We start from the raw sequence: 22,946 nt of genomic DNA, 5'->3' as shown, positions 1-22,946 counted from the left end.
GGGCGCATACTGCGAACCATGTGGGAGGGTCGGGCGCTGGGCGTGCGACGCGACGTCACAGCACTGGCGGGCGCGGGGCTCGACGTCGCACAACTGCACGCGGCGGCCATCGCCCTGGTGGACCGGGTGGTCCCGTGCGAGCTCGCCTGCTGGGCGTCGATGGACCCGGACTCCGGCGTGTTCAGCACCATGACCAGCGGCGTCAACCGCATCCCGCAGCAGTACGAGCCGGTGCTCGCGACCTGCGAGTACACGCCCGGCGAACCGCACACGTTCGCGTCGCTGGCACAGCGCGGCGACACGGTGGCGAGGCTGGAGGACAAGCGGTCCACGAGGCTCAACGAGGTCTGGCGGCCGCTCGGTCTCAGTCACGAGCTGCGGTCGTTGTTCCGGGCCGACGACACCTGCTGGGGCGGGGCGGGAATGGTGCGCACCACCGAGTTCAGCGAGCGCGAGCTGGAGTTCATGGCCTCGGTGGCACCGGCTCTCGGCGCCGCCACCCGCGTCGCGGCACGCACCTCGGCCCGCCGGACCGGTGCGCCCGCCATCGTCGTGGTCACCGGGGACGGCACGATCCGGGCCTCGACCGCCTCCACCGCCCAGTGGCGGGACGAACTGGAGGACGTCGCGCCGGGCCGGTTCGCGGTGATGTTGCGGGCCGCGGCGGCGGGAGCGCGGTCCGGGGCGTTCAAGGCGAGGGTCCGCGACGCCCGCGGTGGCTGGATCCTGCTCGAAGCCAGCGAGCTCGTGAGCGACGACGAGTTCTCGGCGGCGGTGACGATCAGCCGGGCGTCCGGCGCGGACCTGCTGGGGCTGCTGATAAAGGCGCACGGCGTGACCAGCCGCGAAGAGGACGTCTGCCACGAGGTGCTCGCCGGGCAGCCGACGTCGGCGATCGCGGCACGGCTGGCGATCTCGCCCTACACCGTGCAGGACCACCTCAAGTCGCTGTTCGCCAAGTTCGGCGTGCGCAGCCGCGCGGAGCTGGTGGCGATGCTGTCCTGAGACCGAACACAGGACTCTCGGCGGATCCGCCCGGCAGGTCGTTCTGCCAGCATGACCGCCATGTACTCCGACCGCGCCCTCGTCATCGGCGCCGGCTTCGCGGGACTGCTGGCGGCGAGGGTGTTGTCCGAGTCGTACGGCGACGTCGTGCTGGTCGAACGGGACAGGCTCACCCCCGACACGGGCTACCGCGCGGGCACCCCGCAGGCCTCCCACCCCCACGCGCTGCTGGCGCGCGGGGCGGACGCGCTCGAAGCGCTCTTCCCGAGACTCGGCACGGAACTGGAGGACGCGGGCGCGGTCCGCGCGGACCTCGGCAGCGACTTCCTGATCCGCACCCCGTCCGGCTGGGCACCGCGCGGCTACCTGGGCCTGAGCGTGCTCTCGACGACGCGGGTGATGCTCGAGCGGACCATCCGCCGCCGGGTGCTGAGCCTGCCCAACGTGTCCCTTGTGGACGGTGTGACGATCGACGGCCTGCTGCACGACCGGGGCACGGTCACCGGGGTGCACGGGCAGCACGACGACAGGCCGTTCACCGACTACGCCGATCTCGTGGTCGACACCTCCGGCCGCGACGGCAAGCTCGTGTCGTGGCTCGCGGAACTCGGCGTGCACTGTCCCGCACCGCTGATCGTCAACGGCCACCTCAGCTTCACCTCGCGTCTCTACGAGGTGAACCGCGACCTGAAACTCGACTGGAAGACCGCGTTCGAGGTCACCCACGCCCCCACCGCGCGACGCGGCGGTTCGGTGTCCACAGTGGACGGAAACCAGTGGTTCCTGACGCTGTTCGGCGCGGACGGCGACGCCGCACCCACCGACGACGACGGCTTCCTCGACTACGCCGCGACCCTGCACTGCCAGGACATCGCCGAGATCATCAAGACGGCCACCCCGGCGTCGAAGATCTACCAGGCGGGCAACCTGCGCAGCCGGTGGAACCGCTTCCACCAGGTCCCGGACTGGCCACGCGGCCTGCTCGCGCTCGGCGACTCCGTGGTCTCGCTCAACCCCGTGCACGGCCACGGCCTGACGCTCGCCGCCCTGTACTGCCTGGATCTGCGCGCACTGCTGCAGGAACACGACCTCGCCAAGGAACCGCTCGTCTTCCAGCGCGCGGTCGCGAGAACCGCCAGGACCCCGTGGAGGTCCGCGACGACCGCCGACCTTGGCTGGAGCGCCAGGAAACTCGCGCTGAGCACCCGGTTGCTGCGCTGGTACACCGACCGCGCGTTCGAGGCCGCTCCCGGCAACCGGCAGGTCTACCGCGCGTTCATCCGCGTCTCGCACCTGGTCGACCACCCGGCCACGCTGTTCCGGCCGGCCGTGCTCTTCCGGGTGCTGCTCGGAAAAGCGTTCAGCGGACGGCGCCCTCGGGCCACAGAACCGTGACCGGCACGCCCCGCGACCGCGCGTAGGCCACCACGTCGGCCGTCCCGCCGGGTCCACGTCCTGGGAGCCCGTCCCACACCGCGAGCAGCGAGTCGGATTCGTCGACCATCCGCTTGCCCGCCTCCATGTAGGCGTGCGGGTCCGGCGTGACGTACTCCAGTTGCACGACCTCGGCCGCCCGCGCGAGCAGCCCGTCGTAGACGGCCCGGTAGTCCTCGGGCAACGTCTCGCGGTACCTCGAGGCCGGCAGCACCGCGACGAGCGCGCCGCCCACGTCCAGCACGGCCTGCGCGAACACCGCGTCCGCACCGTCCGCCAGGCACGACACCCCGGCCACGTCGCCGTGCTCCGCCACCGAGGCGCGGATCATCTCGTCGATCCGCGCCTCCAGCTCGGCGGAGAGTCCGCGATGTCCTGTGATGGCGAGGCGAGTCGTCATTTCAGCAGGATATGCGGCAGCGGACGGCTTTCAGTCGCGGCGGTTCTGCTCCGCGATGGCCAGGTAGTGCGTGTTCGTCATGACCCCGAGGATGTTGCCGAACGGGTCGACCACCGACGCCGTCACGAAGCCCGGGCCGCGCACCTGGGGTTCGTCGTGGACCTTGGCGCCGATCTCCTGCAGCCGCGCGAACGTCGCGTCCAGGTCGTCGACCGCCCAGTAGAGGATCTGCCCCGCCGGTCCGTCGGACGGCGTCACCTCGAACCGGCGGTTCACGAGGCCGAGTTCGGCCTGGTAGTCGCCGATCCGGAACTCGACGTACGCGAGCACGCCGTCCGGGGTGCTCCGCTCGAAGTAGGCGTCGACCCCGAGGAACCGCGCGTACCAGTCACGGGCCTCGGTCAGGTCGTCGGCGTAGTAGGACACGGTCGACATTCCTCGCAACACAACTGCCTCCAGGGGAACTTCGCTTCGGTCTTGTAGCTCCAAGCTTCCGCCGTAAAGTGCTCATCGAGTGAGCACTTTTAGCGGGAATCTGGAGACATGCGCGCAGACCGTCTAGTCGCCACGTTGTTGCTGATGCAGGCTCGCGGCCGGGTGACCGCCGCCGAACTGGCCGCGGAGCTCGAAGTCTCGAACGCCACCGCCCGGCGCGACCTCGAGGCCCTGTCCGCGGCGGGGGTACCCGTGTACCCCCAACCGGGCAGAGGCGGGGGCTGGTCGTTGGTCGGCGGCGCCCGCACCGATCTGAGCGGCCTCACCTCGGCGGAGGCCCAGGCGTTGTTCCTGGTCGCCGGACCGGCCACGTCCGTCGCCCCGGAGATCAAGTCGGCGTTGCGGAAGCTGGTCCGCGCGCTGCCGCAGACGTTCCGGGCCGAGGCGGAGGCGGCCGCCGAGTCGACCATCGTCGACACCGCCGGATGGGGCGAGGTCACCTCGGACAGGCCAGGCCTGGTCACCGCGCTGCAGCAGGCCGTCGTCAAGCAGGTGCGGGTGCGGCTGAGCTACCAGAAACGCGGTGAGGCACCGAAAGAACGCCTCGTCGACCCGTGGGGACTCGTGGACAAGGACGGCATCTGGCACCTCATCGCCGGTACCGACGAGGGCCGGCGCACGTTCCGGCTCGACCGCGTCACGGGTGTGATCCCCACCGACACCCCGTCCTCGCGGCCCGCCGACTTCGAGCTGGCGGGCGCCTGGGGCGAGGTCGTCACGGCCATGGAGGAGCGGCGTTCGGAAACGTCCGCGACCGTGCTCGTGCCCACGAGGTTCCTGAATGTCTTCCAGCACCAGCACGGACGCCACTGCACGGTCGTCGAGGACCAGGGCGAGTTCACGCTGGTCGAACTGACGGCGCCGCGACCGCTCGACATCGCCCGCAACGTCGCCGGGTGGGGCGGCCTGATCACCGTCGAGTCGCCGGAGGTCGAAGAGCACCTGGCCCGCATCGGCGCGGAACTCGTCAGCCGATACCGGCGTGCTGCTCCAGCCGCGCCAGCCGGGCCATGATCATCTCGAGGATCTTCGCCGCGTCCGGAGCGGCCTTCTGCTGCTTCTTGAGGTGGACGATGCCCGCGAGCGCCGTCTGGACCGCGCGGCGCGCACCCTTGATCTCGATGCCCAGCTCGCGCAGTTCCTCGCCGCCCGCGCCGCTCGGTTCGGCGACGATGCCGAGCAGCAGGTGCTCGCAGCCCACGTAGTTGTGGCCCAGGGCGATGGACTCGACGACCGCGAGCTCCAGCGCCGCCGCCCCGTCGTCGGCGAACCCGGGTTTCCCGCCGGTGCCCGCGGGCGTGGAGGAGGACAGGCCTCTCGGTTCGACGTCGAGCGCGCGGAGGACGTCCATCGCCAGGTTCTCGCCCTCCCCGACGATGCCGGCCAGGAGGTGCGCGGTGCCGACCTTGGCGCCCTGGGCGAGTTCGGCGGCGATCTGGACGGCCTTCCACGCGCGCTCGGTGAACTGCGGGGGTGCCTCGCGCTGGAGGTCTCTGATGTCGAGTGCCCGGATCGCGGCGATCCGCTTGACCGAGCCTTCGAGCGCCCGCTGGCAGATCGCCGAGACGGGAATGTTCATGTCCTTCACGGAGTCCGCGAGCTCGTCGGGCAGGTACACGTTGATTTTCGGCATAACCCCATATCTACCCCCAGATGGGGTTACAGTCAACGACGAGCGCGGCAACCGTCACACTTGTGAGTGATCAGAGGGGACGGGAGCACCCGCGTGGAGGACAGCAGCAGGCTCATCGGAAGCCGCTACCAGTTGAAGCAGAAGGTCGGCCAGGGCGCGATGGGAGTCGTCTGGCAGGCCTACGACGAGCAGCTTCACCGCGTGGTCGCAGCCAAGGAACTGCTCGCGCTGGACGGCCTCGACGAAGCCAGGGTGGACCGCGCGAAGGCCAGGGCCATGCGCGAGGCCCGCCTCGCCGCGCGTCTGGAGCACCCGAACGCCATCCGCGTCTACGACGTGGTGGAGGAGGACGGCCGGCCGTGGCTGATCATGGAGTACCTCCCCTCCCGCAGTCTCGCGGCCGTGATCACCGAACAGGGCACGCTGCCGCCGCGTGAGGTGGCCCGCATCGGCTGCTACACCGCCGCCGCGCTGGCCGCCGCGCACCGCCACGGCATCCAGCACCGCGACGTGAAGCCCGGCAACGTCCTGATCGGCGACCAGGAAGTCAAGATCACCGACTTCGGCATCTCCCGCGCCACCGACGACGACGGCACCGCCACCGCGACCGGCACCGTCGGCACCCCCGCCTTCTTCTCCCCCGAGGTCGCCCGCGGCGAGGACGCCGGTCTCCCCTCCGACGTCTTCTCGCTCGGCGCCACGCTCTACAACGCCGTCGAGGGCGGCCCGCCGTTCGGCACGGCGGACAACAACCTCGTGATGCTGCACCGCGTGGCCGGCGGTTCGATCATGCCGCCCGCCAACGCGGGCCCTCTGCTCGCACCCGTGCTGTTCCGGCTGCTCGCGAACGAACCCGAGCGGCGTCCGAGCATGCAGGAGGCCGTCCACCTGCTGGCCGCCGTCGTGAACGAGACGCCGCAGGCCTCCCAGGCGACCGTGGTCATCCCGGCGACGGTCAAGCTCCCGGTCGAGGCGCAGCCGGAGGAGAAGGCGAAGCAGGAGGCCGCGGCTGCCGCGGCGGGCCTGATCGCGGGTGCGGCTGCTGTCGAGGCAGCCGGATTGACCGCACCGGCCAAGGCGGAGCCCGAACCCGAACCCGAGCCGGCACCGGAACCCGAGCCCGAGCCGACGCCGGAACCTGAGGCGACGACACCGGTCGCCGAGGTCGCGGCTCCGGCTGAGGCGCCTGCTCCCGTGGAGCAGAAGGCGCCGGAGGCGGCTCCGGTCACGACCCCGCCGCCGGTGGTCCGCGAGCCCGTCGCGCAGCCGCCCACTCCGGTGCTCCCCGTCAGCCCGCCGCCCGCACCCCCGGCGGAACCCGACGAGAACCGCCGCAAGTTCCCCCTGGTCCCCATCGCGATCGTGCTTCTCGTGCTGGCCGTGGGCGTCGGCTCGTTCCTGCTGTGGCCCAAGGGCAACGGCAACCAGAACAACGCCCAGTCGCCGACCAACAGCCAGACCGGCTCCCAGTCGAACCAGCAGACGACGAGCCAGACCCAGCCGCAGCAACCGGCGGACAGCCAGACCCCGCCTCCGGAGAACTCCCAGACGAACCCGCCGGCCAGCACGCCGAGCCAGGGCCAGCCGGAGCCGCCCGCCGGGCCGAAGAACGCCCAGGAGGCGATCACCGCCTACTACGCGCTCATCCCCGGCGACCTGCAGACCGGCTGGACCCTGCTCACCGACAGCTTCAAGGCCGGGCGCGGGCTTACCTACGACGGCTACCAGGGGTTCTGGCGTCAGTACAGCTCGGTGCAGCTGTCGAACTTCGTGCCGCAGGGCGACAACGCCGTGACGGTGACGCTGCAGTACATGCAGGGTGGGAACGTGGCCATGACGGAGACGCCCACGTTCACGTTCGTGCAGCAGAACGGCAAGTGGCTGATCAACAGCCAGGGATGATGGTCGTATGACCAGACGCGCACTCGTCACCGGAGCTTCCCGCGGCATCGGCGCCGCCATCGCCCACGCCCTCGCGGCAGGCGGCCACCAGGTCGCCGTCCACTACCGCTCCGGCGCGGAGGAAGCCCAGGCCGTGGCGGCGGGCCTGCCCGGCGACGGCCACGTGACCGTCCAGGGCGACCTCGGCGCGAACCAGGCAGAGCAGGTCGTCAGCGAGGCCGTCGCGCAACTCGGCGGCCTCGACGTCCTGGTGAACAACGCGGGGATCTACTTCCACCACCCCATCTCCGTCACGAGCTTCGAGGAGTGGCAGGACGCCTGGCGCCGCACGATCGAGCTCAACCTGTACGGCCCGGCCGACCTCGCCTGGCACGCGGTCCGGCACATGACCGCGGGCGGCCGCATCATCAACGTCGGTTCGCGGGGTGCCTACCGGGGTGAGCCCGACGCCCCCGCGTACGGCGCGGCGAAGGCCGGTCTGCACGCGATGACCCAGTCGCTGGCCCAGTCCCTGGCGCCACAGGGCATCGCGGTCGCGGGTGTCGCACCGGGATTCGTGCGGACCGACATGGTCACCGACCTCCTCGCCAGTCCCGAGGGCGAGCGGATCCGCGCGCAGAGTCCGTTCGGGCGTGTCGCCGAACCCGACGAGGTCGCCGCCGCCGTCGCCTGGCTGACCACGGAGAACGCGCTGTGGGCCAGCGGCACGATCATCGACGTGAACGGCGCCTCACACCTCCGATGATTCCGCGGAACGACCGGAACCAGTTCCGGTCGCCAGTTGATCTTCCAGCAACCGGTCTAGACCACTAACGTCGCGGTGGGCGCTCGACGAAGTGGAAGGCCTCCCCTGCAATGCGTTCATTCCGTTCACGCCTCGGTGCCGCCGGCCTCGCGCTGGCCGCCGCCGCGGCGACAATGACAGTCATGGCGCCTGCCGCGCAGGCCGCCTATCCCGCCGGGTTCAAGAGCGTCGGCTACATGCCGTCGTGGTCCGGCAGTGTCAGCTCGATCCAGTACAGCAAGCTGACGCACATCAACTACTCGTTCGTGCTGCCGAACTCGAACGGCACGCTCCAGGGCGTGCCGGATCCCGGCAAGCTGCAGCAGCTGGTGAGCCTCGGCCACCAGAACGGCGTCAAGGTCTCGATCGCGGTCGGTGGCTGGAACGACGGCAACGACGACAACTTCGAGATCCTGGCCGCCAGCGCGAACGGGCGCACGACGTTCGTCAACGCACTGATCAACCTGGTCAACCAGTACAACCTCGACGGTGTCGACATCGACTGGGAGTACCCGGATCCGGGCGCTGAGGGCAACAACTACACGTCGCTGATGACGCAGCTGGGCAACGAGTTGCACAGCCGCGGCAAGCTGCTCACGGCCGCGGTCGTGAGCGAGGGCGGCACGGCGAACGGCGTGCAGCCCGCGGTGTTCGGCGTCGTCGACTGGCTGAACATCATGGCCTACGACGGTGGCAGCCCGCACGCGAACTACGACTGGTCGATCGCTTCCGTCAACTTCTGGAAGAACCGCGGACTGCCGGCGAGCAAGGCCGTCCTCGGTGTGCCGTTCTACAGCCGGCCGACCTACATCTCCTACCGCGACCTGGTCGCGCAGGACCCGGCGAACGCCAACCGCGACAGCTACAACGGCAACCAGTACAACGGCATCCCGACGATCAAGCGCAAGACGACGTGGGCGCTGTCGAACGCGGGCGGCATCATGAACTGGGAGCTCTCCCAGGACACGACCGGTGCCACCAGCCTGCTCAACGCCATCTGGGAGACCGCGGGCAACGGCAACCCCCAGCCTCCGACCGGCGGCACCATCACCGGTTTCGGCGGTAAGTGCGTCGACGTGGCCGCTGCCAACTCGGCCAACGGCACCGCGGTGCAGCTCTACGCGTGCAACGGCACCAACGCCCAGCAGTGGACTCGCAACGGAAGCACGTTGCGCGCCTTGGGCAAGTGCCTCGACGCGTCGGGTACCGCCAACGGCTCGGTGACCCAGCTGTGGGACTGCACGGGTTCGGGCAACCAGCAGTGGACCTCCGAGTCCAACGGCCAGTTGCGCAACACGGCGTCAGGAAGGTGTCTCGACGCCACCGGCAACAGCTCCGCCGACGGCACCAGGCTTCAGCTCTGGGACTGCGCCGCCACCGCCAACCAGCGGTGGACCATCAACGCCTGAGCCTCCTGACTTCAGGAACTTCAGGCCGATGACGCAGGCGATGATCCCGGTGAGGAACACGATCTTCCACGCGGAGACCGCTTCCTCGCCGGTGATCATCGCCCACGTCACCGTCAGTGCCGCACCGGTGCCGACCCACACGGCGTACGCGGTCCCGACGGGAATTCGTTTCATGCCAACGGAAAGCCCGACCATGCTCAGCGTCGCGGCGACCAGGAAGACCACATAGGCACCCTGGGACAACGCCGTCGCCCACACCGCTTCGAGCACCGCGCTTCCCAGCAACACGGCCCAGTACATCAGCTCACCACCTTCAGGCCCGCGACGCAGCCGACCAGCGCGACGAGCAGCAACGCCCTGGCCACCCCGAGCTTCTCCTCACCGCGCAGCACCGCGACGAGCACCGTGAGCACGGCCCCCACGCCGACCCACACCGCGTACGCCGTGCCGACCGGGATCCCCCGCATCGCCCACGCGAGCCCGACGACGCTCAGCGTCATCGACACGGCGAACACCACCACCGGCCACAACCGGCGGAAACCCTTCGACGCCGAGAGCGCCGTGGCCCACACGGCCTCCAGCACTCCCGACGCGATCAGCACCACCCAGTACATTGGTACGACCGTACCAGAAAAGCGCCGGGCCGGGCGTCTACGATCCGTGACGTGGCTCCCAGCCTGGAAAACCTGCTGGTCGTAGGCGTCGCGTCGAGCGCTCTGTTCGACCTGACCGCGTCCGACGCCGTCTTCGCGGCCGAGGGCGAACAGGCCTACCGCGCCTATCAGGAAGCCCACCTCGCCGAACCGTTCGGGGCAGGCGTCGCGTTCCCGTTCATCCGCCGCCTGCTGCAGCTCAACGCGCTGGCACCGCTGGTCGAGGTGATCGTGCTGTCGCGCAACTCCCCCGACACGGGCCTGCGCATCCTTCGCTCCGCCGCGCATCACGGCCTCACGATCACCCGCGCGATCTTCACCGAGGGCCGCGCCCCGCACGAGTTCATGCCGGCCCTGAACATGTCACTGTTCTTGTCCGCCAACGAGAACGACGTCCGCAAGGCCACCCTCGCCGGCCTCCCGGCGGGCCAGGTGCTCAAGTCGTCGTTCCAGGACGACGACGATCCGGCGCTGCGCATCGCCTTCGACTTCGACGGCGTCCTGGCCGACGACGCGTCCGAGCGGATCTACCAGAGCGGCGGACTCGACCAGTTCCAGCAGCACGAGGCCACGAACGTCGTCACGCCGCTGGACCCCGGTCCGCTGAGGAACTTCCTCGCGGGCGTGAACCGCATCCAGCGCCAGGCCGAGGACCGCATCCGGGTGTCCGTGGTGACCGCCCGCTCCGCTCCCGCGCACGAGCGGGCGATCAACAGCCTCAAGGCGTGGGGCCTCACGGTGAACGACGCGTTCTTCCTGGGAGGGTTGAAGAAGGCGCCGATCCTGGACGTGCTCAAGCCGCACATCTTCTTCGACGACCAGCGCGGGCACCTGATCCAGACCGTGCCGTGCGTGCACGTCCCGTTCGGCGTGAGCAACGAGTGATCAGCCGAGCTGCCGCGCCGTGTCCTGATGAACAGCCACGAGCTCGTGCAGCGGAACGGCCTTGCGGCTGGTGCTCGCGAGGTCCGCTCTGCCTTCCCCGGACCACAGGGGCGGGAAGAACGAGAGCCCGTCCCGCAGCCCGACCGCCGACACCTCCTCCTGCCACGACGGCCAGAAGAGCGACTCGTAGAACTTCGCGGCCCCACCCGCCAGCATCACGCCGAGCCAGTGGCTGTAGCCGCCGTCGAAGGTCTCCCACTCCAGCGCGTCCGGCGCGAAGTAGACGATCTGCCCCGGCTCCCCCGGCCTGCCGAACCGCGCGGGGTCCATGCCGTTCCAGACGAACTCGCCACCGAGCACGTCGTGCCCGACGACCAACCCTCCCGGCGTTCCCCAAGCGGGGTCGACCGCCGCGGGAAACCCGTTCACCTCGGCCAGGCTCGCCATCGCGCCGCCGGACCCGCCGTACACGCGCAGCCAGCCGTCCGCCAAGACCAGGCCGCCGCTGTTCAGCACCACGGCGCCCAGCAACGACCGCGCCGTCACCTGCAGTTGCAGCAACGCCGCCCGGCACGCCTCGGGATCGCCGGGAAGCACGGTGCACGAGGTCGGCCCCTCGGCGATGGCCTCCAGCACGACGGGCCAGCCCGGATCGTCCACGTCGGTCAGTTCGGTGATGTCCCGCACGGTTCTCCCCCAAGAGAAAGGCCCGGCCGTCCCAGAACGGGAAGGCCGGGCCTGATCCTAGAGAACTACTTCGCGAGACCGTCCTCGATCGCCTTGATGATCGCCGGCCGCAGCTGAGCGGCCGAGATGATCGCGTCGACCGCCCCGACCTCGACCGCGCGCTGCACGCTGTGCACCCGGTCGAACTCGGCGGCCATCTCGTTGAGCTTCTCGGTCCGCACGCTCTGGCGCGTCGTCACCAGCTCGGCGGTCAGTGCCGCCCGCTCGGCGCCGGACGCCTCGGCCACCGCGGACTCCAGCTTCTTCACGCGCGGGTCGTTGGCCGTGCGGCCGTCGACCTCGCGGGCGAACACCACGGCCGCGGCGGGCGCGCCGCCGATGACCGAGGCGAAGGAGCCCTCGACCGCGAGCACCGTCATGGACGGGTTCAGGGCCTTCGAGAAGACCACGAACGCGCCGCCGTGGTACCGCGAGATCACGGTGAACACGATCGGGCCGCGGAAGTTGACGATCGCGCGGCCGATCTCGGCGCCGTACTCCAGCTGCAGTTCCCGCATCGACTCCGGCGAGCCGTCGAAGCCGGACAGGTTCGCCAGCACCACCAGCGGGCGGTTGCCGGAGGCCGCGTTGATCGCACGGGCCGCCTTCTTCGACGACTTCGGGAACAACGTGCCGGCGGTGTAGGTGTCCGGGCCGTCGGTGGGCGGGAAGCCGGTGCGCGAGACACCACGCGACTCGACACCCAGCAGCGTCACCGGAATGCCGCCGAGGTGCACGTCCTGGACGACGGCCGTGTCGGCGTCGGCCATGCCGGCCCAGCGCTCCAGCACGTCGTGGTCCTGGTCGCTGAGAGCACGCATCACGGTGCGGATGTCGAACGGCTTCTTGCGGTCCGGGTTCGACTCGATCGAGAAGATCTCGCCGACGGTGGTGAACGGGCTGTCCCCCACCACGTGCGGGTACGACGACACGTCACGCGACGAGGGGTCCGAAGTGGACACCCGGCGCGGTCCGGACTCGCCCGGCGCGATGTAGCTGTGCTCGTAGTGGCCCAGCAGCACGTCGAACGCCGCCCGCAGGTTCGGGGCCCAGTACTGCGCCTGGCCGTTCGGGCCCATGACGCGGTCGTAGCCGCCGATGCCGTAGTTGTCCTCGGCCGAGACGCCGCCGGAGAAGTCGAGCGCCTGCTTGCCGGTCAGCACCATCGCCGAGTCCGGCGTCATGACAAGGATGCCCTTGGTGTGCATGAGCATCGTGGCCTCGGCGTTCCAGTACGGCTGGGCGCCGACGTTGATGCCGTTGACGACGACGTTGATCTCGCCACCGTCCTGCGTGAACTCGACGATCCGCTTCAGCGCCGCGGCCACCCAGTCCATGTTCTCGACACCGGAGTTCATCGAGATCTTCGCGCCGGACGACAGCGAGAACCACTCCAGCGGAACGGAGAGCTCCTCGGCCAGGTCGATGGCGTGGATCACCCGCGAGCACTCGGGCTCGGCCAGCGCGCCCAGCGACTTGGTCGGGTCGCCCAGCAGCACCACGCGCTTCATGCCCTCGGGGTACGCCGGGGTCGGCGTGGTCACCACACCGACGACGATGCCGGCCTTGTTGCCACCACGCGGGCGGTCGACGGGCACCAGCGCGCCCTCGACCAGGTCGTGCTCCACGAAGGACCCGCCGTCGCCGACGAGCATGTCGACCAGCTCGTACGGGTAGATCGTGCCGCGCGACTGGGCGCGCAGGACGTTCTGGCGGTAGTCGTCGAGCGGCTGGATCGGGTCGGTCGGCGGCTGCACGAACGAGAACCGCACGCCGGAGCCCGCGTCGTTCGCGATCCGCACGCCGATGTCGGTGAGCTCACCGGACACCGGGTCCCTGCGGCGCGCCAGGAACAGGACCTCCTCCAGGTCCAGGCCCGCGGTCGTCGGCAGCACGCGCTGACCGATCGCGTCCAGGTCCTTCGAGGACAGCTCGGTGGGCGGCCACGCGTAGAGCACCACGCGGTTGGTGGCCAACCGAGTGCGGCCACCGGCCTGCGCGCGAGCCCTGCGGATGCCGTCCAGGCACGTGGCCAGCACGTCCTCGGCGGCGGGCAGAGCCACGATCCGGCCCTCGTCGTCGCGCAACGGCGTCAGGTCGCGGACCTGGCCCAGCGCCACGAGCCGCTCGTCGGACTTGTTCGCCTTGGCCACGGCGCGGAACAGGTACACGTCCTCGTCCACGGAGGTCAGACGGGTGAGGTCGAACTCGCGCAGCCGTTCGAGCTGCATGCGTTCGGCGATGCGCGGGTGCAGCCCGCGCACCAGCCTCTCCTCCGCGAACCCGTTGGACGACGGGCGGAACGTGAAGTGGTGGTGCATCGACTCGCCACGACGGCCGGCGACCGTGGTGGTGATGCGGGTGATCGTCGGCGGCAGCTGGTGCGCGGCCAGGGCGGCACCCAGACCAGCGGCCATCTCGTCTTGGTCGGACGGGCCGTCGACCCAGTTGACGTAGAGGTCCGCGACGACAGCGCTGCCGGTGCCGTGCTTGACGACGTCACCGACGGCGTCGATCAGCGACGGGAACTCCACCGCGGTCGAGATGAGCCGCGTCTGCTCCGGCTCGTTCTCCGCGATGAAGAACGCGCCGTTCACGCGCGGGTTCTCCAGCGCCTTCTTCGTGTAGTAGCGGCGGGCCAGCACCTCCAGCAACGGGGTGTTGTCCGCGCCGGGCTTGCCGATGCGCTGGCCGAGCAGGCGCACCAGCGGCTCGGCCGAGGCGACCATCGCCGCGATCCGCTCCTCGCGGTCCGCCGCCTGGGGCTGGGCGTCGAGGTGGATCAGGTGCTTGCGGACCTCGCTGTGCACGCGGGCGCGGTTGCGGCGCACCAGCGGCTGGGCGAACCAGGTGAACACGACGCTGCGGGCGAGGTCTGCCACCGCCGGGTAGCGGACCTGCGTCGCGGCGACGATGTGCTCCAGCACCAGGCCGATCTGGACCTGCTCGGACTCGACCGGCGGCGCCTCCTGCACCCACTGGCGCAGCAGGGTCGTCGCGACGGCCGCGTCGAACACGCCCCGGCGCGACGCCACGAAGATCCGGAAGACGGCCTGCTCCAGCTCGGGCGTGCGGTCGAGCTCCGTGATGCCGTAGTGGCCGATCACGTTCTGCAGGCGGGCGCGGAAGCCCTCCGGCAGCGCCGCGCGGTCGGCGTCCAAGGTCTTCAGGTAGGTGTGGAGGTGCTCGCGCGGAGAGTGGATGTGGTTCTCCGGCTTGGTCTCCTCACCGGCGGGCCGGTTACGCGAGAGGTCGCAGAGGTCGGCGAAGATGCCGAGCAGCTGGGCCTCCTGCACGAGGGGCCGCTCCAGCAGGTCGTGCCGCGCGCCCATGTAGTCCGTCAGGACCCGCTCGGTGTCGGCGGCGGTGGTGTCGAAGCCCAGCAACAGGTTGCGCAGGTCGTCGAGACCGCGGGCGACGAGCTCCTCCGGCCGGACGTCCGTGCGCGGCGCGGGCAGTTCCAGCTCGACCGCGGACTCGGACTTCTGCTCCTCGACGGCGCCGGCCTCGTCCTCGATCTCCTCCAGCTTGAGCAACGCGCCGCCGGCGGGCACCTGGGTGCCGACGACGACGTTGAGCTCCTTGAGGCGTGCGCGGAACGGCGCGCGCAGCACCGTCTCCATCTTCATCGCCTCGAGCACGAGCACCGGTGCGCCGGCCTCGACCTCGGCACCGACCGCGAGCGGGGTGGCGACGACGAGCGCGGGCATCGGCGAACGCAGGACGCCGCCCTCGTCGCGGGTGACGCGGTGGGTGACCCCGTCGACCTCCACCTGGTGGACCACGCCGTGCGTGCCGGTGACGACGCGGAACCGCTCGCCGTTGACGGTGATCTGGCCGACGTGGTGGTCGAACCGCTCGACGTCGACGTCACCGGTCAGCACGGTCTCGGAGTCCGCGGCGGACACGCCGACGCGGTACTTCGCGGCGCCGATGCGGGCGACGTTCACGACGTAGGGCTGGCCGCGCAGGACGAACTCCAGCTTGACCGCGCCCTCGTGGTTCGTGCGCGGCTGGCCACCACGCGAGGACGCGAGCAGCTCGGAGCGGTTGATCTGCTCCTCGTCCTCGTACACCTCGATGCCGGCCGCGGCGAGCGCGATGGCGGAGTGGCGGTGCGAGATCAGGCCGCCCTCGGCGCGGACGCGGTCGATCCACGAGGTGTCGGCAGAGCCGTCGATCACGGCGGGCTCGTCCAGCAGGTCGAGCACGAAGCTCTTGTTGGTCGTGCCGCCCTCGATGATGACGGTCGTCTCGGCCATGGCGCGGCGCAGCTTGCCCAGCGCCTCGTCACGCGTGCGGCCGTACGCGATGATCTTCGCGATCATCGAGTCGAAGTCGGCGGGGATCTGCGAGCCCTCGGCCACGCCGGTGTCGACGCGGATGCCGGGGCCGGCCGGGAGCTCCAGCCGAACGATCGTGCCGGGGCACGGCGCGAAGTCGCGATCCGGGTCCTCGGCGTTCAGGCGGGCCTCGACGGCGTGGCCGAGCTCGACGGGCTTGTCGCCCTCGAGCTTGCCGCCACCCGCCACGTGCAGCTGCGCCTTGACCAGGTCGAAGCTGGTGGTGATCTCGGTGATCGGGTGCTCGACCTGCAGGCGGGTGTTGACCTCGAGGAACGCGAAGAGCTTCTCACCGGGGTGGTAGAGGAACTCGACGGTGCACGCGCCGCGGTAGCCCACCGCGTTCGCGAGCCGCTCGGCCGAGGACTTCAGCTCGTCGACCTGGTGCGGCTCCAGCACGCACGACGCCGACTCCTCGATGATCTTCTGGTTGCGCCGCTGCACCGAGCAGTCGCGGACGCCGAGCGCCCACGCCGTGCCCTGGCCGTCGGCGATGACCTGCACCTCGACGTGCCGGGCGCCGGTGACCAGGCGCTCCAGGAACATCACGCCGGAGCCGAACGCGCGCGCGGCCTCCAGGCTGGTGCGCTCGAAGTTCTCTTCCATCTCCGCGGGGGAGGTGATCTTGCGGATGCCCCGGCCACCACCACCGGCGGTCGCCTTGAGCATCAACGGGTAGGTGACCTCCTCGGCCACCTTGAGGGCGTGCTCCAGGTCCGTGACCGCACCGCGCGACCACGGCGCGACCGGGACACCGACCTCCTCGGCGATCAGCTTCGAGCCGATCTTGTCACCGAGCTTGCGCATGGCCTCGGCGGACGGGCCGACGAACGTGACGCCGACCTTCTCGCACAGTTCGGCGAACTCGGGGATCTCGGCGACGAAGCCCCAGCCGACCCACGCGGCGTCGGCCTTCGTCTCGACGAGTGCCTTCTCCAGGACCTCGAGGTTGAGGTACGGACGGTCAGCCGCCAGGCCGAGGTTGTAGGCGAGGTCCGCTTCCCTGACGAAGGGCGCGGACTTGTCGACATCGGTGTACAGGGCGACGGTCTCGATCCGTTCCCCTGACTCGGCGGCGAGCTCACGGACGGCGTGGATCAGCCGCATAGCGGCTTCCCCGCGGTTGACGATCGCTACACGACTGAACAACGACTTGGCTCCTCGCGGACATTACGACCTCAGCGGCAAACGCCGCCCAATCGATGTACACACTCTCGTCTACTACCCGGTAGGAAAACCGCTAGATCGAAGCGAGTTGAGCAGCGTGGTTTGTATGAAACCAACAAGCCACCAGGTCCTCGGCACAGCATCACTTGAGCCCGTGTCCCAACTCACCACCACGCTCGGCGTTCACCCGGGACCACCCGAGCCCCGCGGCGAACACGAGCGGTAACGCCGTGATCACCAGGGCGGTGCGCACCGACAGCGCGTCGGCCAGGACTCCCCCGGCCAGCGCCCCGGCGGGTTGCCCCACCCCGAACGTCATCATGCGCCCCACCAGGTTGACTCTCCCCTGAAGATGATCAGGGGTGATCAGCTGGCGCACCGTGATGCCGTTGACGATGACGATCGTCGAGGTCAGGCCCCACAGCGCGGTGCTCAGCACGGCGAGCCACCACAGCTGCGCCCCCACCAGCAACCCCATCACCCCCACCCCGGCGGTCAGGCCGATCGTGGTGGTGCGGCGGGGTTCGCAGGTGTCGCTGATGGCGGGCATGAGGACCGTGGCGACGAACGACCCGGCGGCCAGCGCGCTGAACAGCACGCCGATCCGCACGTCGTTCTGCGGCACCTCGAACACCCGGAACGCGTAGACGACGAGGAGCCCGGACACGGCGCCGCCCGCGACCGCCTGACCGAGACCCAAGGCGAGGAAGAGCCGGACTGTGGGTTCCCTCCACAGGAAGTCGAGTCCTTCCCGGATGTCCGCTTTGAGCGACGTGCGTGGAGGCGGAGTCAGGTTCAGCGGCCGCAGGATCGTGCGGATGAGCGCCGCGGACACGGCGAAGCTCAGAGCGTCGAGCGCCATCGTCCCGGCCGGACCGTGGACCACGAACAGCACTCCCGCGACCGACGGCGCCGCGACGTGCACGGCGGTGGCCGTACTCCAGATGGCGCTGTTGGCCCGGACGAGGTTCTCCGTGCCGACGAGCGCGGGCACGGCGCCGAAGGTGGCCGCGTCGAACCAGACACCGACGCTCGCGACCCCAGCCGCGACCAGCAGGAGGTGCGACGGGGTCAGTGCGTCCAGAGCCGACGCCACCGGCACGCTGGCGAGCAGCCCGGCGCTGACCAGGTCGGTGACGACCATGACCGTGCGCCGGTGCGCGCGGTCGACGAGCGCGCCCGCGACGAGCCCGAACGAGAGGTACGGCACCGCGGTCAGCGCCGCGAGCGCTCCCGTGTACGCGGCGCTGCCGGTGAGCGAGTACATGAGGACGGGCAGCGCGACGCCCGACACCGCGGACCCGGCCGTCGAGATCAGCCTGGCGAGCCAGAACTTCCCGAACTCCCGGTCGTCCCAGAGGGTCACATCAGGACTGGGGAATGCGGATCACGCTCCCTGGGGTGATCACGTTGGGGTCCGTGATGACGTGCGGATTGGCCCGCACCAGCCGCGTGTAGGTGTTGCCGGAGCCGTAGAACCGCGTGGCGATCGACCAGAGCGTGTCACCGGCCTTGATCACGTACTCCTGGTACACCCGGTAGCCTGGCACGATCCGCGGCCCGTACACCACCGGCACGATGACCTTGTCGAGCTCGGCGCCGTCCTGCGGCGACACCCAGAACACCTCGACGAAGAGCCGGTCGAGCACGAACGACGCCCCCGACACGTCGACCTGGACCTGGAACTGGCCGTGGCCGCCGACCCCGTCCCCCGCGGTGAACCCGCCGACCACCTCGTCGTGGCCCTCGTGGATCCGGTAGCCGAACTGGGCCTCGAACGCCCCGCCCGCGGTGCCGCCGACGTGGACGTGGCTTCCGACCAGGCCGAGCGGGCGAGGCTGCTGAATGTCGATGGACATGGTGTCCCCTTCCTCCGCTAGTGGTGTGGCTCGGAACGTTGCCGGGGGAATTCGCGGTCAGACGGGTGCATCGTGGTGCCGCCCCCACGTCCTCGTACTGGTTGTACGGGGGCGTGGGGGCGGCGCCACGAGGTGCCCTGCTGAGCGTGGATCACCTCGCCAACGTTCCGAGACGCACCACTAGTAGGTCGTGGGCGGAGCAGGGGTCGTTGCCGGGGTTCACCCCGGTGGCGCAACGGCTGGTGGTGGAGGTCGGAGTCGAACCGACTCTGCGCGGGGGCTCCCGTTTTACAGACGGGCGGGGCTCCACAGCCCCATCTCCACCATTGTCGTGCACATTTCCGCGCACGAAAAAGCCGCCCTGACCCGTTCGCACGGGCGGGCGGCTCTCGACGTCGGCGAGGCCTTACGGCGTCACGACGGAGAGCCTGAGCTGGGCGGATAGCTGCGATAGGTGCGCATGCGGACCACCTTGCCGGACCGTCCGCGTCGCCGCCAGCCATTTATCCGGCCATTTGCCGGAAACGAGGTTCCTGGCGTGGACGATATCCAGGCGTGAGGGTTGTGGGGCGTGGTCGTGAGCTCGCCGCGGCGCGGTCGTGGCTGGCGGCGGAGACCGGGCGGCTGGTGCTCTGCGGCGGGGAGCCGGGGATCGGCAAGACGCGGCTGGCCCAGGAGCTGGCCGGGCACGCGCTCGCGCTCGGCCGGGAGGTCGTGTGGGGGCACTGCGTCGAAACCGCCGGGGCGCCGGCGTTCTGGCCGTGGCGGCAGGTATTGAAGGCGACCGGCACGGATCCCGATCTCGTGCTCGCGCACGACGCCGAGGTGCCGCAGGACCGGTTCCGGGTGTTCGACGCGATCGCGACCGCGCTGGACCGCGACGGCCTGGTGATCGTCGTCGAGGACGTCCACTGGGCCGACGAGGCGTCGCTGCTCGTGCTCTCCCATCTCGCCACGCAACTGCGGAACGTGCTGGTGTTCGCGACCTTCCGCGACCCGTGCCCTGCGGTCGCCGACCTGATGCGCTCGGCCGACCGGATCGACCTGCACGGGCTGTCGCCCGACGAGGTCGCGGAGCTGGTCGGGGCCGAGCACGCGGCCACGATCACCGAACTGACCAGCGGGAACCCGTTGTTCGTCACGGAGATCGCCCGTGCGGTGGGCGACGGCACGTGGCGTGCGGACCAGCCGCCGCGCAGCGTCCGCGACATCGTCACCGCCCGCCTCGACCGGCTCTCCCCCGACGCCCGCGAGCTGATCAGGACGGCCGCGCTGATCGGCCGCGACTTCGACCTCGACCTGGCCGCCAGGGCCTCCGGCCTGCCGATCAGCGCGCTGGACGAGGCCACGACGTTGATCGACGCGACCGGGCACCGGTTCGTGCACGCGCTGACCCGCGACGCCGTCGAGGCCGCGTTCACCCCGGCCGAACGCCGCGCGCTGCACCGCCGGATCGCCGAGGCGATGACGAGCAGCACGCACTTCGCCGACGTGGCCCGGCACTGGAGCGCTTGTGGCGCAACAGAAGAAGCCCGCACGTGGACGATCCGCGCGGCGCAGGACGCGGTCACCAGGCTCGCCTACGAAGAGGGCGTCCGCCTCTACCGCGCCGCCGCCGAACTGGGCGACAGCCACGAGATCCAGGTGGCGCTGGGCAGAGCCGCCTACTTCGCCGGGGACCTCGCGGGGTGCGTCCAGGCCGCCCAGCGCGCCGCCGAACTGGCCGGGACGCCCGAGCAGATCGCGGAGGCCGCCCTGGTCCTCGAAGCCGCACCCGGCGCGGGCGTCAACGCCGTCGCGACCCCGTTGTGCGACAACGCCCTTCGCCAGGACGTCCGCCCGGCCACCCGGGCTCGGTTGCTGGCCCAGCGCAGCCACCTCGCGTTCTACCGCGGCGAGCAGCACCGCCTCGACGAGCTCAGCCGGGAGGCGCTGAGGCTGGCCCGCGGCGACGATCGCGCGCTCGCCGAGGCGTTGCACGCCAGGCAGGAGGCGTGTCCCGGGCCGTCCGGACGTGCCGAACGCCTGGACCTCGCCGCCGAGATGATCGACCTCGCCCACCGCACGCACAGTCCGCGCGGCGCGATGTGGGGTTCGCTGTGGCGCATCCACGCGTTGATCGAGAGCGGCGAATTCGCTGCCGCACAAGAAGAACTCCCGGCGCTGAAGCTGGCCTGCGAACGGGTCGGTGGCCAGGTCCCGTTGTGGCACCTGGACGTCGTGACGGCATGTCTCGCCCAGGCGCAGGGACGTTTCGCGGAGGCCCAGGAAGTCGGTCGCAGGGCCTACGACCGCATGCGGGTGATCGAGCGCGAACCGGCGTCGGGCGCCTACTTCGCTTTGCAGTGCGGGCTTTCCTGTCATCTCGGCGTCACCGAGGACGGCCTCGCGCTGGCCCGTCACTTCCACGACCCGCCACCGCGGTTCCGGCTGATGTCGAAGCTCACGCGGGCGTTCCTGTTGCTGCGCGCGGGTTTCCGCGACGAGGCCCTGGACTTCTACCGCCGTTCCGGCCCGATCGCCGAGTGGGACCTGCCCGCGTTCTTCGTGCTGCCCGGTCTGGTCGACGCCGTCCTGGTGACGTCAGGCCTCGGCCTGACCGAGGACCTGCGGCTGATCCTGCCCCGCCTCGCGGAGTTCCGCGGGGAGCACGCGGCCGGCAACGGCGTCGCGTACATGGGCCCGGTCACCCTCGCCCTGGGCCGCGGCCACCTGGCCCTCGGCGACCACGAGCAGGCCATCGCCGACCTCACCTCGGCCGTGGACGAGGCCTCCCGCGCCGGTGCGCCCGCGTTCGCCGCCGAGGCCCGCTGGCACCTCGCGGCGGCGTTGCGCACGGCGGGCCGTGACGCCGACGCCGTGCACCGCGCCGCAGACCGCGCGATCCGCACGCTGGGCATGACGGCGTTCACCACGACCGAACTGAGCGGCCGCGAGCACGAGGTCGCGTCGCTGGTCACCGAGGGCATGACGAACCGGCAGATCGCGCGCCGGCTGGTGATCTCCGAGCGGACCGCGCAGAACCACGTCCAGCACATCCTCACCAAGCTCGGCTTCAGCACGCGCAGCCAGATCGCGGCGTGGATGAGTACCGCACCGAGTACTCCGGCGGATGGCTGACCAGCGCGAACTTCCTACCTTGGGAGCACACCGACCGAGGAGGACCCCATGTGGCTCACCATCGCGACCCCGCCGATCCAGTCCCTCGACCAGCTCGACCAGGTGATGGGCGCGGCCACGCCCGACGGCCTGCGCGCCCGCTACGCCTGCCGGGCCGACGGCGAGTTCCGCGTCATCGCCGTGTGGGAGTCGAAGGAGCACGCCGACCGCTTCTTCCGCGAGGTGCTCGGCCCGATCCTGGCCCGTGTGCTCGGCCCGGAACCGTCCGGCGCGCCCGCGATGACGGGTATGGAGGTGCTGCGCGAGTTCGTGCCCGTCAGTTGAGCACGGCGATCGACACGTTCAGGGCCGTCGCGAAGCTCACCCAGGCCAGATAGGGCACGAGGAGCGCGCCGGCGGCCCTGCTGCGCCGCCAGAACGCCACGATCACCGCGGCGATCGCCAGCCACAGCACGAGGATCTCGGCGAACGCCACCCAGAACCAGCCGAGTCCGAAGAACAACGGCGTCCAGGCCGCGTTCAGCACCAGCTGCACGCCGAACAACGTCAGCTCGTTCCGAGTCGCTCCGGCACGCCAGGCCAGCCAGCCCGCGGCCGCGATCATCACGTACAGCAGCGTCCACACCGGACCGAACAGCCACGCGGGCGGCGCCCAGGAAGGCTGCTCCAGTGCCATGTACGTCGATCCGGCCGAGACGGAGAACAGCGACCCGACCACGGCGGTCACCAGCACGGCCCCCGCGAAGAGCCCGAGCGCGCGAACCGGATGCCGTTGCGATACCAGCGTCATTCCAGGGAGGTACCCGCTCAGGAGTCGGCCAAAGCACGGACGATCTTCAGCACCGCCGCCCGGCTCGGCCGCACCCGTTCGGCGGCGTTGAGCAGCGTGAGCTCGTCGACCAGCACGGCCTCGCGGATCTGCGCGTCATGTCCGGGCAGCTCGGCCCGCAACGCCTTCACCAGCCGCGACCGCAACGCCCGGCCCAGCGGGTCGTCGCTCGGCAGCTGTCGCCAGTGCGCCGCCAGCAGCCGTTCCGCCACGTCCTCACCGCCGACCGCCCAGAGCAGGCGGATCATCCGGTCGGCGAGGCCCATGCGGTCCACCCTGGGGTCCGGCGGTCGCACTCGCAA

General features: G+C 70.5%; 20 protein-coding genes and 1 tRNA gene. 9 read left to right on the top strand and 12 right to left on the bottom strand.

The window, feature by feature from the left end; translation table 11 throughout:
- Window positions 1-18 precede the first annotated feature (18 nt).
- Window positions 19-1,005 (top strand): LuxR C-terminal-related transcriptional regulator, encoded by a 987-nt coding sequence (locus ACIQF0_RS06915; RefSeq protein ID WP_401025404.1) that lies wholly within the window; start codon window positions 19-21, stop codon window positions 1,003-1,005.
- Window positions 1,006-1,065: 60 nt separating this feature from the next.
- Window positions 1,066-2,400: an FAD-dependent oxidoreductase gene (locus ACIQF0_RS06910; RefSeq protein WP_401025402.1), complete on the top strand. Its 1,335-nt coding sequence runs from the start codon at window positions 1,066-1,068 to the stop codon at window positions 2,398-2,400.
- On the opposite strand, the gene ACIQF0_RS06905 is transcribed toward ACIQF0_RS06910, so the two are convergent.
- Together ACIQF0_RS06905 and ACIQF0_RS06900 are read right to left on the bottom strand one after the other, a co-directional pair.
- Window positions 2,366-2,839 (bottom strand): hypothetical protein, encoded by a 474-nt coding sequence (locus ACIQF0_RS06905; RefSeq protein ID WP_401025399.1) that lies wholly within the window; start codon window positions 2,837-2,839, stop codon window positions 2,366-2,368. The genes ACIQF0_RS06910 and ACIQF0_RS06905 overlap by 35 nt on opposite strands.
- 30 nt (window positions 2,840-2,869) lie before the next feature.
- Entirely contained in the window at window positions 2,870-3,274 is a 405-nt protein-coding gene (locus tag ACIQF0_RS06900; RefSeq protein ID WP_401025396.1) for a VOC family protein, read from the bottom strand.
- Window positions 3,275-3,382: 108 nt separating this feature from the next.
- On the opposite strand from ACIQF0_RS06900, the gene ACIQF0_RS06895 reads away from it, so the two are divergent.
- Entirely contained in the window at window positions 3,383-4,348 is a 966-nt protein-coding gene (locus ACIQF0_RS06895; protein ID WP_401025393.1) for a helix-turn-helix transcriptional regulator, read from the top strand.
- Here the strand turns inward: ACIQF0_RS06895 and ACIQF0_RS06890 are convergent.
- The gene (locus ACIQF0_RS06890; RefSeq protein ID WP_401025390.1) at window positions 4,302-4,967 is read right to left on the bottom strand and encodes a Clp protease N-terminal domain-containing protein; all 666 of its coding nucleotides are present in this window, start codon (window positions 4,965-4,967) and stop codon (window positions 4,302-4,304) included. The two genes, ACIQF0_RS06895 and ACIQF0_RS06890, sit on opposite strands and share 47 nt — an antisense overlap.
- A 93-nt stretch (window positions 4,968-5,060) precedes the next feature.
- On the opposite strand from ACIQF0_RS06890, the gene ACIQF0_RS06885 reads away from it, so the two are divergent.
- The 3 genes from ACIQF0_RS06885 (at window position 5,061) to ACIQF0_RS06875 (ending at window position 9,062) form a co-directional block, all read left to right on the top strand.
- Complete coding sequence (locus ACIQF0_RS06885) at window positions 5,061-6,869, top strand: serine/threonine-protein kinase (protein WP_401025387.1); 1,809 nt, start codon at window positions 5,061-5,063, stop codon at window positions 6,867-6,869.
- Between the two features lie 7 nt (window positions 6,870-6,876).
- Window positions 6,877-7,614 carry an SDR family NAD(P)-dependent oxidoreductase gene (locus ACIQF0_RS06880; protein WP_401025384.1) on the top strand — a complete coding sequence of 246 codons (738 nt, stop codon included), beginning with the start codon at window positions 6,877-6,879 and terminating at the stop codon, window positions 7,612-7,614.
- 182 nt (window positions 7,615-7,796) lie between these two features.
- On the top strand, window positions 7,797-9,062 hold the full coding sequence (locus ACIQF0_RS06875) for a glycosyl hydrolase family 18 protein (RefSeq protein ID WP_360029400.1): 1,266 nt from the start codon (window positions 7,797-7,799) through the stop codon (window positions 9,060-9,062).
- Here the strand turns inward: ACIQF0_RS06875 and ACIQF0_RS06870 are convergent.
- Both ACIQF0_RS06870 and ACIQF0_RS06865 read right to left on the bottom strand, forming a co-directional pair.
- The gene (locus ACIQF0_RS06870) at window positions 8,955-9,362 is read right to left on the bottom strand and encodes a DMT family transporter (RefSeq protein ID WP_401025380.1); all 408 of its coding nucleotides are present in this window, start codon (window positions 9,360-9,362) and stop codon (window positions 8,955-8,957) included. The genes ACIQF0_RS06875 and ACIQF0_RS06870 overlap by 108 nt on opposite strands.
- The gene (locus tag ACIQF0_RS06865; RefSeq protein WP_401025378.1) at window positions 9,362-9,676 is read right to left on the bottom strand and encodes a DMT family transporter; all 315 of its coding nucleotides are present in this window, start codon (window positions 9,674-9,676) and stop codon (window positions 9,362-9,364) included. The genes ACIQF0_RS06870 and ACIQF0_RS06865 overlap by 1 nt, the downstream gene beginning before the upstream one ends.
- A 51-nt stretch (window positions 9,677-9,727) precedes the next feature.
- Here ACIQF0_RS06865 and ACIQF0_RS06860 point away from each other — a divergent pair, with 51 nt between their 5' ends.
- The gene (locus ACIQF0_RS06860) at window positions 9,728-10,600 is read left to right on the top strand and encodes a 5'-nucleotidase (protein WP_401025375.1); all 873 of its coding nucleotides are present in this window, start codon (window positions 9,728-9,730) and stop codon (window positions 10,598-10,600) included.
- On the opposite strand, the gene ACIQF0_RS06855 is transcribed toward ACIQF0_RS06860, so the two are convergent.
- The 5 genes from ACIQF0_RS06855 to ACIQF0_RS06835 form a co-directional block, all read right to left on the bottom strand.
- Window positions 10,601-11,287 (bottom strand): DUF2625 family protein, encoded by a 687-nt coding sequence (locus ACIQF0_RS06855; protein ID WP_401025372.1) that lies wholly within the window; start codon window positions 11,285-11,287, stop codon window positions 10,601-10,603.
- A gap of 65 nt (window positions 11,288-11,352) precedes the next feature.
- Complete coding sequence (locus tag ACIQF0_RS06850; protein WP_401025369.1) at window positions 11,353-16,818, bottom strand: carboxyl transferase domain-containing protein; 5,466 nt, start codon at window positions 16,816-16,818, stop codon at window positions 11,353-11,355.
- Between the two features lie 160 nt (window positions 16,819-16,978).
- Window positions 16,979-18,202, bottom strand: a complete 1,224-nt coding sequence (locus ACIQF0_RS06845; RefSeq protein ID WP_401025367.1) for an MFS transporter — start codon at window positions 18,200-18,202, stop codon at window positions 16,979-16,981.
- Window position 18,203: 1 nt separating this feature from the next.
- Window positions 18,204-18,695: a Gmad2 immunoglobulin-like domain-containing protein gene (locus ACIQF0_RS06840; RefSeq protein WP_360029393.1), complete on the bottom strand. Its 492-nt coding sequence runs from the start codon at window positions 18,693-18,695 to the stop codon at window positions 18,204-18,206.
- Between the two features lie 240 nt (window positions 18,696-18,935).
- Window positions 18,936-19,020 (bottom strand) — tRNA-Tyr (locus ACIQF0_RS06835).
- A 230-nt stretch (window positions 19,021-19,250) separates the two neighbouring features.
- Between ACIQF0_RS06835 and ACIQF0_RS06830 the strand changes: the two genes are divergently transcribed.
- Window positions 19,251-21,815 (top strand): ATP-binding protein, encoded by a 2,565-nt coding sequence (locus ACIQF0_RS06830; RefSeq protein WP_401025363.1) that lies wholly within the window; start codon window positions 19,251-19,253, stop codon window positions 21,813-21,815.
- Between the two features lie 48 nt (window positions 21,816-21,863).
- Window positions 21,864-22,139, top strand: coding sequence for a hypothetical protein (locus ACIQF0_RS06825; RefSeq protein WP_360029391.1), 276 nt, complete (start codon window positions 21,864-21,866; stop codon window positions 22,137-22,139).
- Here ACIQF0_RS06825 and ACIQF0_RS06820 read toward each other — a convergent pair.
- A complete protein-coding gene (locus tag ACIQF0_RS06820; RefSeq protein WP_401025360.1) occupies window positions 22,132-22,605 on the bottom strand; it encodes a TspO/MBR family protein in 474 nt (157 codons plus the stop codon). The genes ACIQF0_RS06825 and ACIQF0_RS06820 overlap by 8 nt on opposite strands.
- Window positions 22,606-22,622: 17 nt before the next feature.
- Window positions 22,623-22,910 (bottom strand): hypothetical protein, encoded by a 288-nt coding sequence (locus tag ACIQF0_RS06815; protein WP_401025358.1) that lies wholly within the window; start codon window positions 22,908-22,910, stop codon window positions 22,623-22,625.
- Window positions 22,911-22,946 lie beyond the last annotated feature (36 nt).

Origin of the sequence: Lentzea sp. NPDC092896 (assembly GCF_044754905.1) — a bacterium.
Taxonomy (GTDB): domain Bacteria; phylum Actinomycetota; class Actinomycetes; order Mycobacteriales; family Pseudonocardiaceae; genus Lentzea.
Note: the sequence above shows the minus strand (reverse complement) of the source record. Positions and strands in the feature narration are given on the sequence as shown.

What these genes read in the sequence shown, in the direction of transcription:
- ACIQF0_RS06915 (WP_401025404.1), top strand. Translation starts at nt 19, where the DNA reads ATGTGGGAGGGTCGGGCGCTGGGCGTGCGACGCGACGTCACAGCACTG.
- ACIQF0_RS06910 (WP_401025402.1), top strand. Translation starts at nt 1,066, where the DNA reads ATGTACTCCGACCGCGCCCTCGTCATCGGCGCCGGCTTCGCGGGACTG.
- ACIQF0_RS06905 (WP_401025399.1), bottom strand. Translation starts at nt 2,839, where the DNA reads ATGACGACTCGCCTCGCCATCACAGGACATCGCGGACTCTCCGCCGAG.
- ACIQF0_RS06900 (WP_401025396.1), bottom strand. Translation starts at nt 3,274, where the DNA reads ATGTCGACCGTGTCCTACTACGCCGACGACCTGACCGAGGCCCGTGAC.
- ACIQF0_RS06895 (WP_401025393.1), top strand. Translation starts at nt 3,383, where the DNA reads ATGCGCGCAGACCGTCTAGTCGCCACGTTGTTGCTGATGCAGGCTCGC.
- ACIQF0_RS06890 (WP_401025390.1), bottom strand. Translation starts at nt 4,967, where the DNA reads ATGCCGAAAATCAACGTGTACCTGCCCGACGAGCTCGCGGACTCCGTG.
- ACIQF0_RS06880 (WP_401025384.1), top strand. Translation starts at nt 6,877, where the DNA reads ATGACCAGACGCGCACTCGTCACCGGAGCTTCCCGCGGCATCGGCGCC.
- ACIQF0_RS06875 (WP_360029400.1), top strand. Translation starts at nt 7,797, where the DNA reads ATGGCGCCTGCCGCGCAGGCCGCCTATCCCGCCGGGTTCAAGAGCGTC.
- ACIQF0_RS06870 (WP_401025380.1), bottom strand. Translation starts at nt 9,362, where the DNA reads ATGTACTGGGCCGTGTTGCTGGGAAGCGCGGTGCTCGAAGCGGTGTGG.
- ACIQF0_RS06865 (WP_401025378.1), bottom strand. Translation starts at nt 9,676, where the DNA reads ATGTACTGGGTGGTGCTGATCGCGTCGGGAGTGCTGGAGGCCGTGTGG.
- ACIQF0_RS06840 (WP_360029393.1), bottom strand. Translation starts at nt 18,695, where the DNA reads ATGTCCATCGACATTCAGCAGCCTCGCCCGCTCGGCCTGGTCGGAAGC.
- ACIQF0_RS06825 (WP_360029391.1), top strand. Translation starts at nt 21,864, where the DNA reads ATGTGGCTCACCATCGCGACCCCGCCGATCCAGTCCCTCGACCAGCTC.
- ACIQF0_RS06820 (WP_401025360.1), bottom strand. Translation starts at nt 22,605, where the DNA reads ATGACGCTGGTATCGCAACGGCATCCGGTTCGCGCGCTCGGGCTCTTC.
- ACIQF0_RS06815 (WP_401025358.1), bottom strand. Translation starts at nt 22,910, where the DNA reads ATGGGCCTCGCCGACCGGATGATCCGCCTGCTCTGGGCGGTCGGCGGT.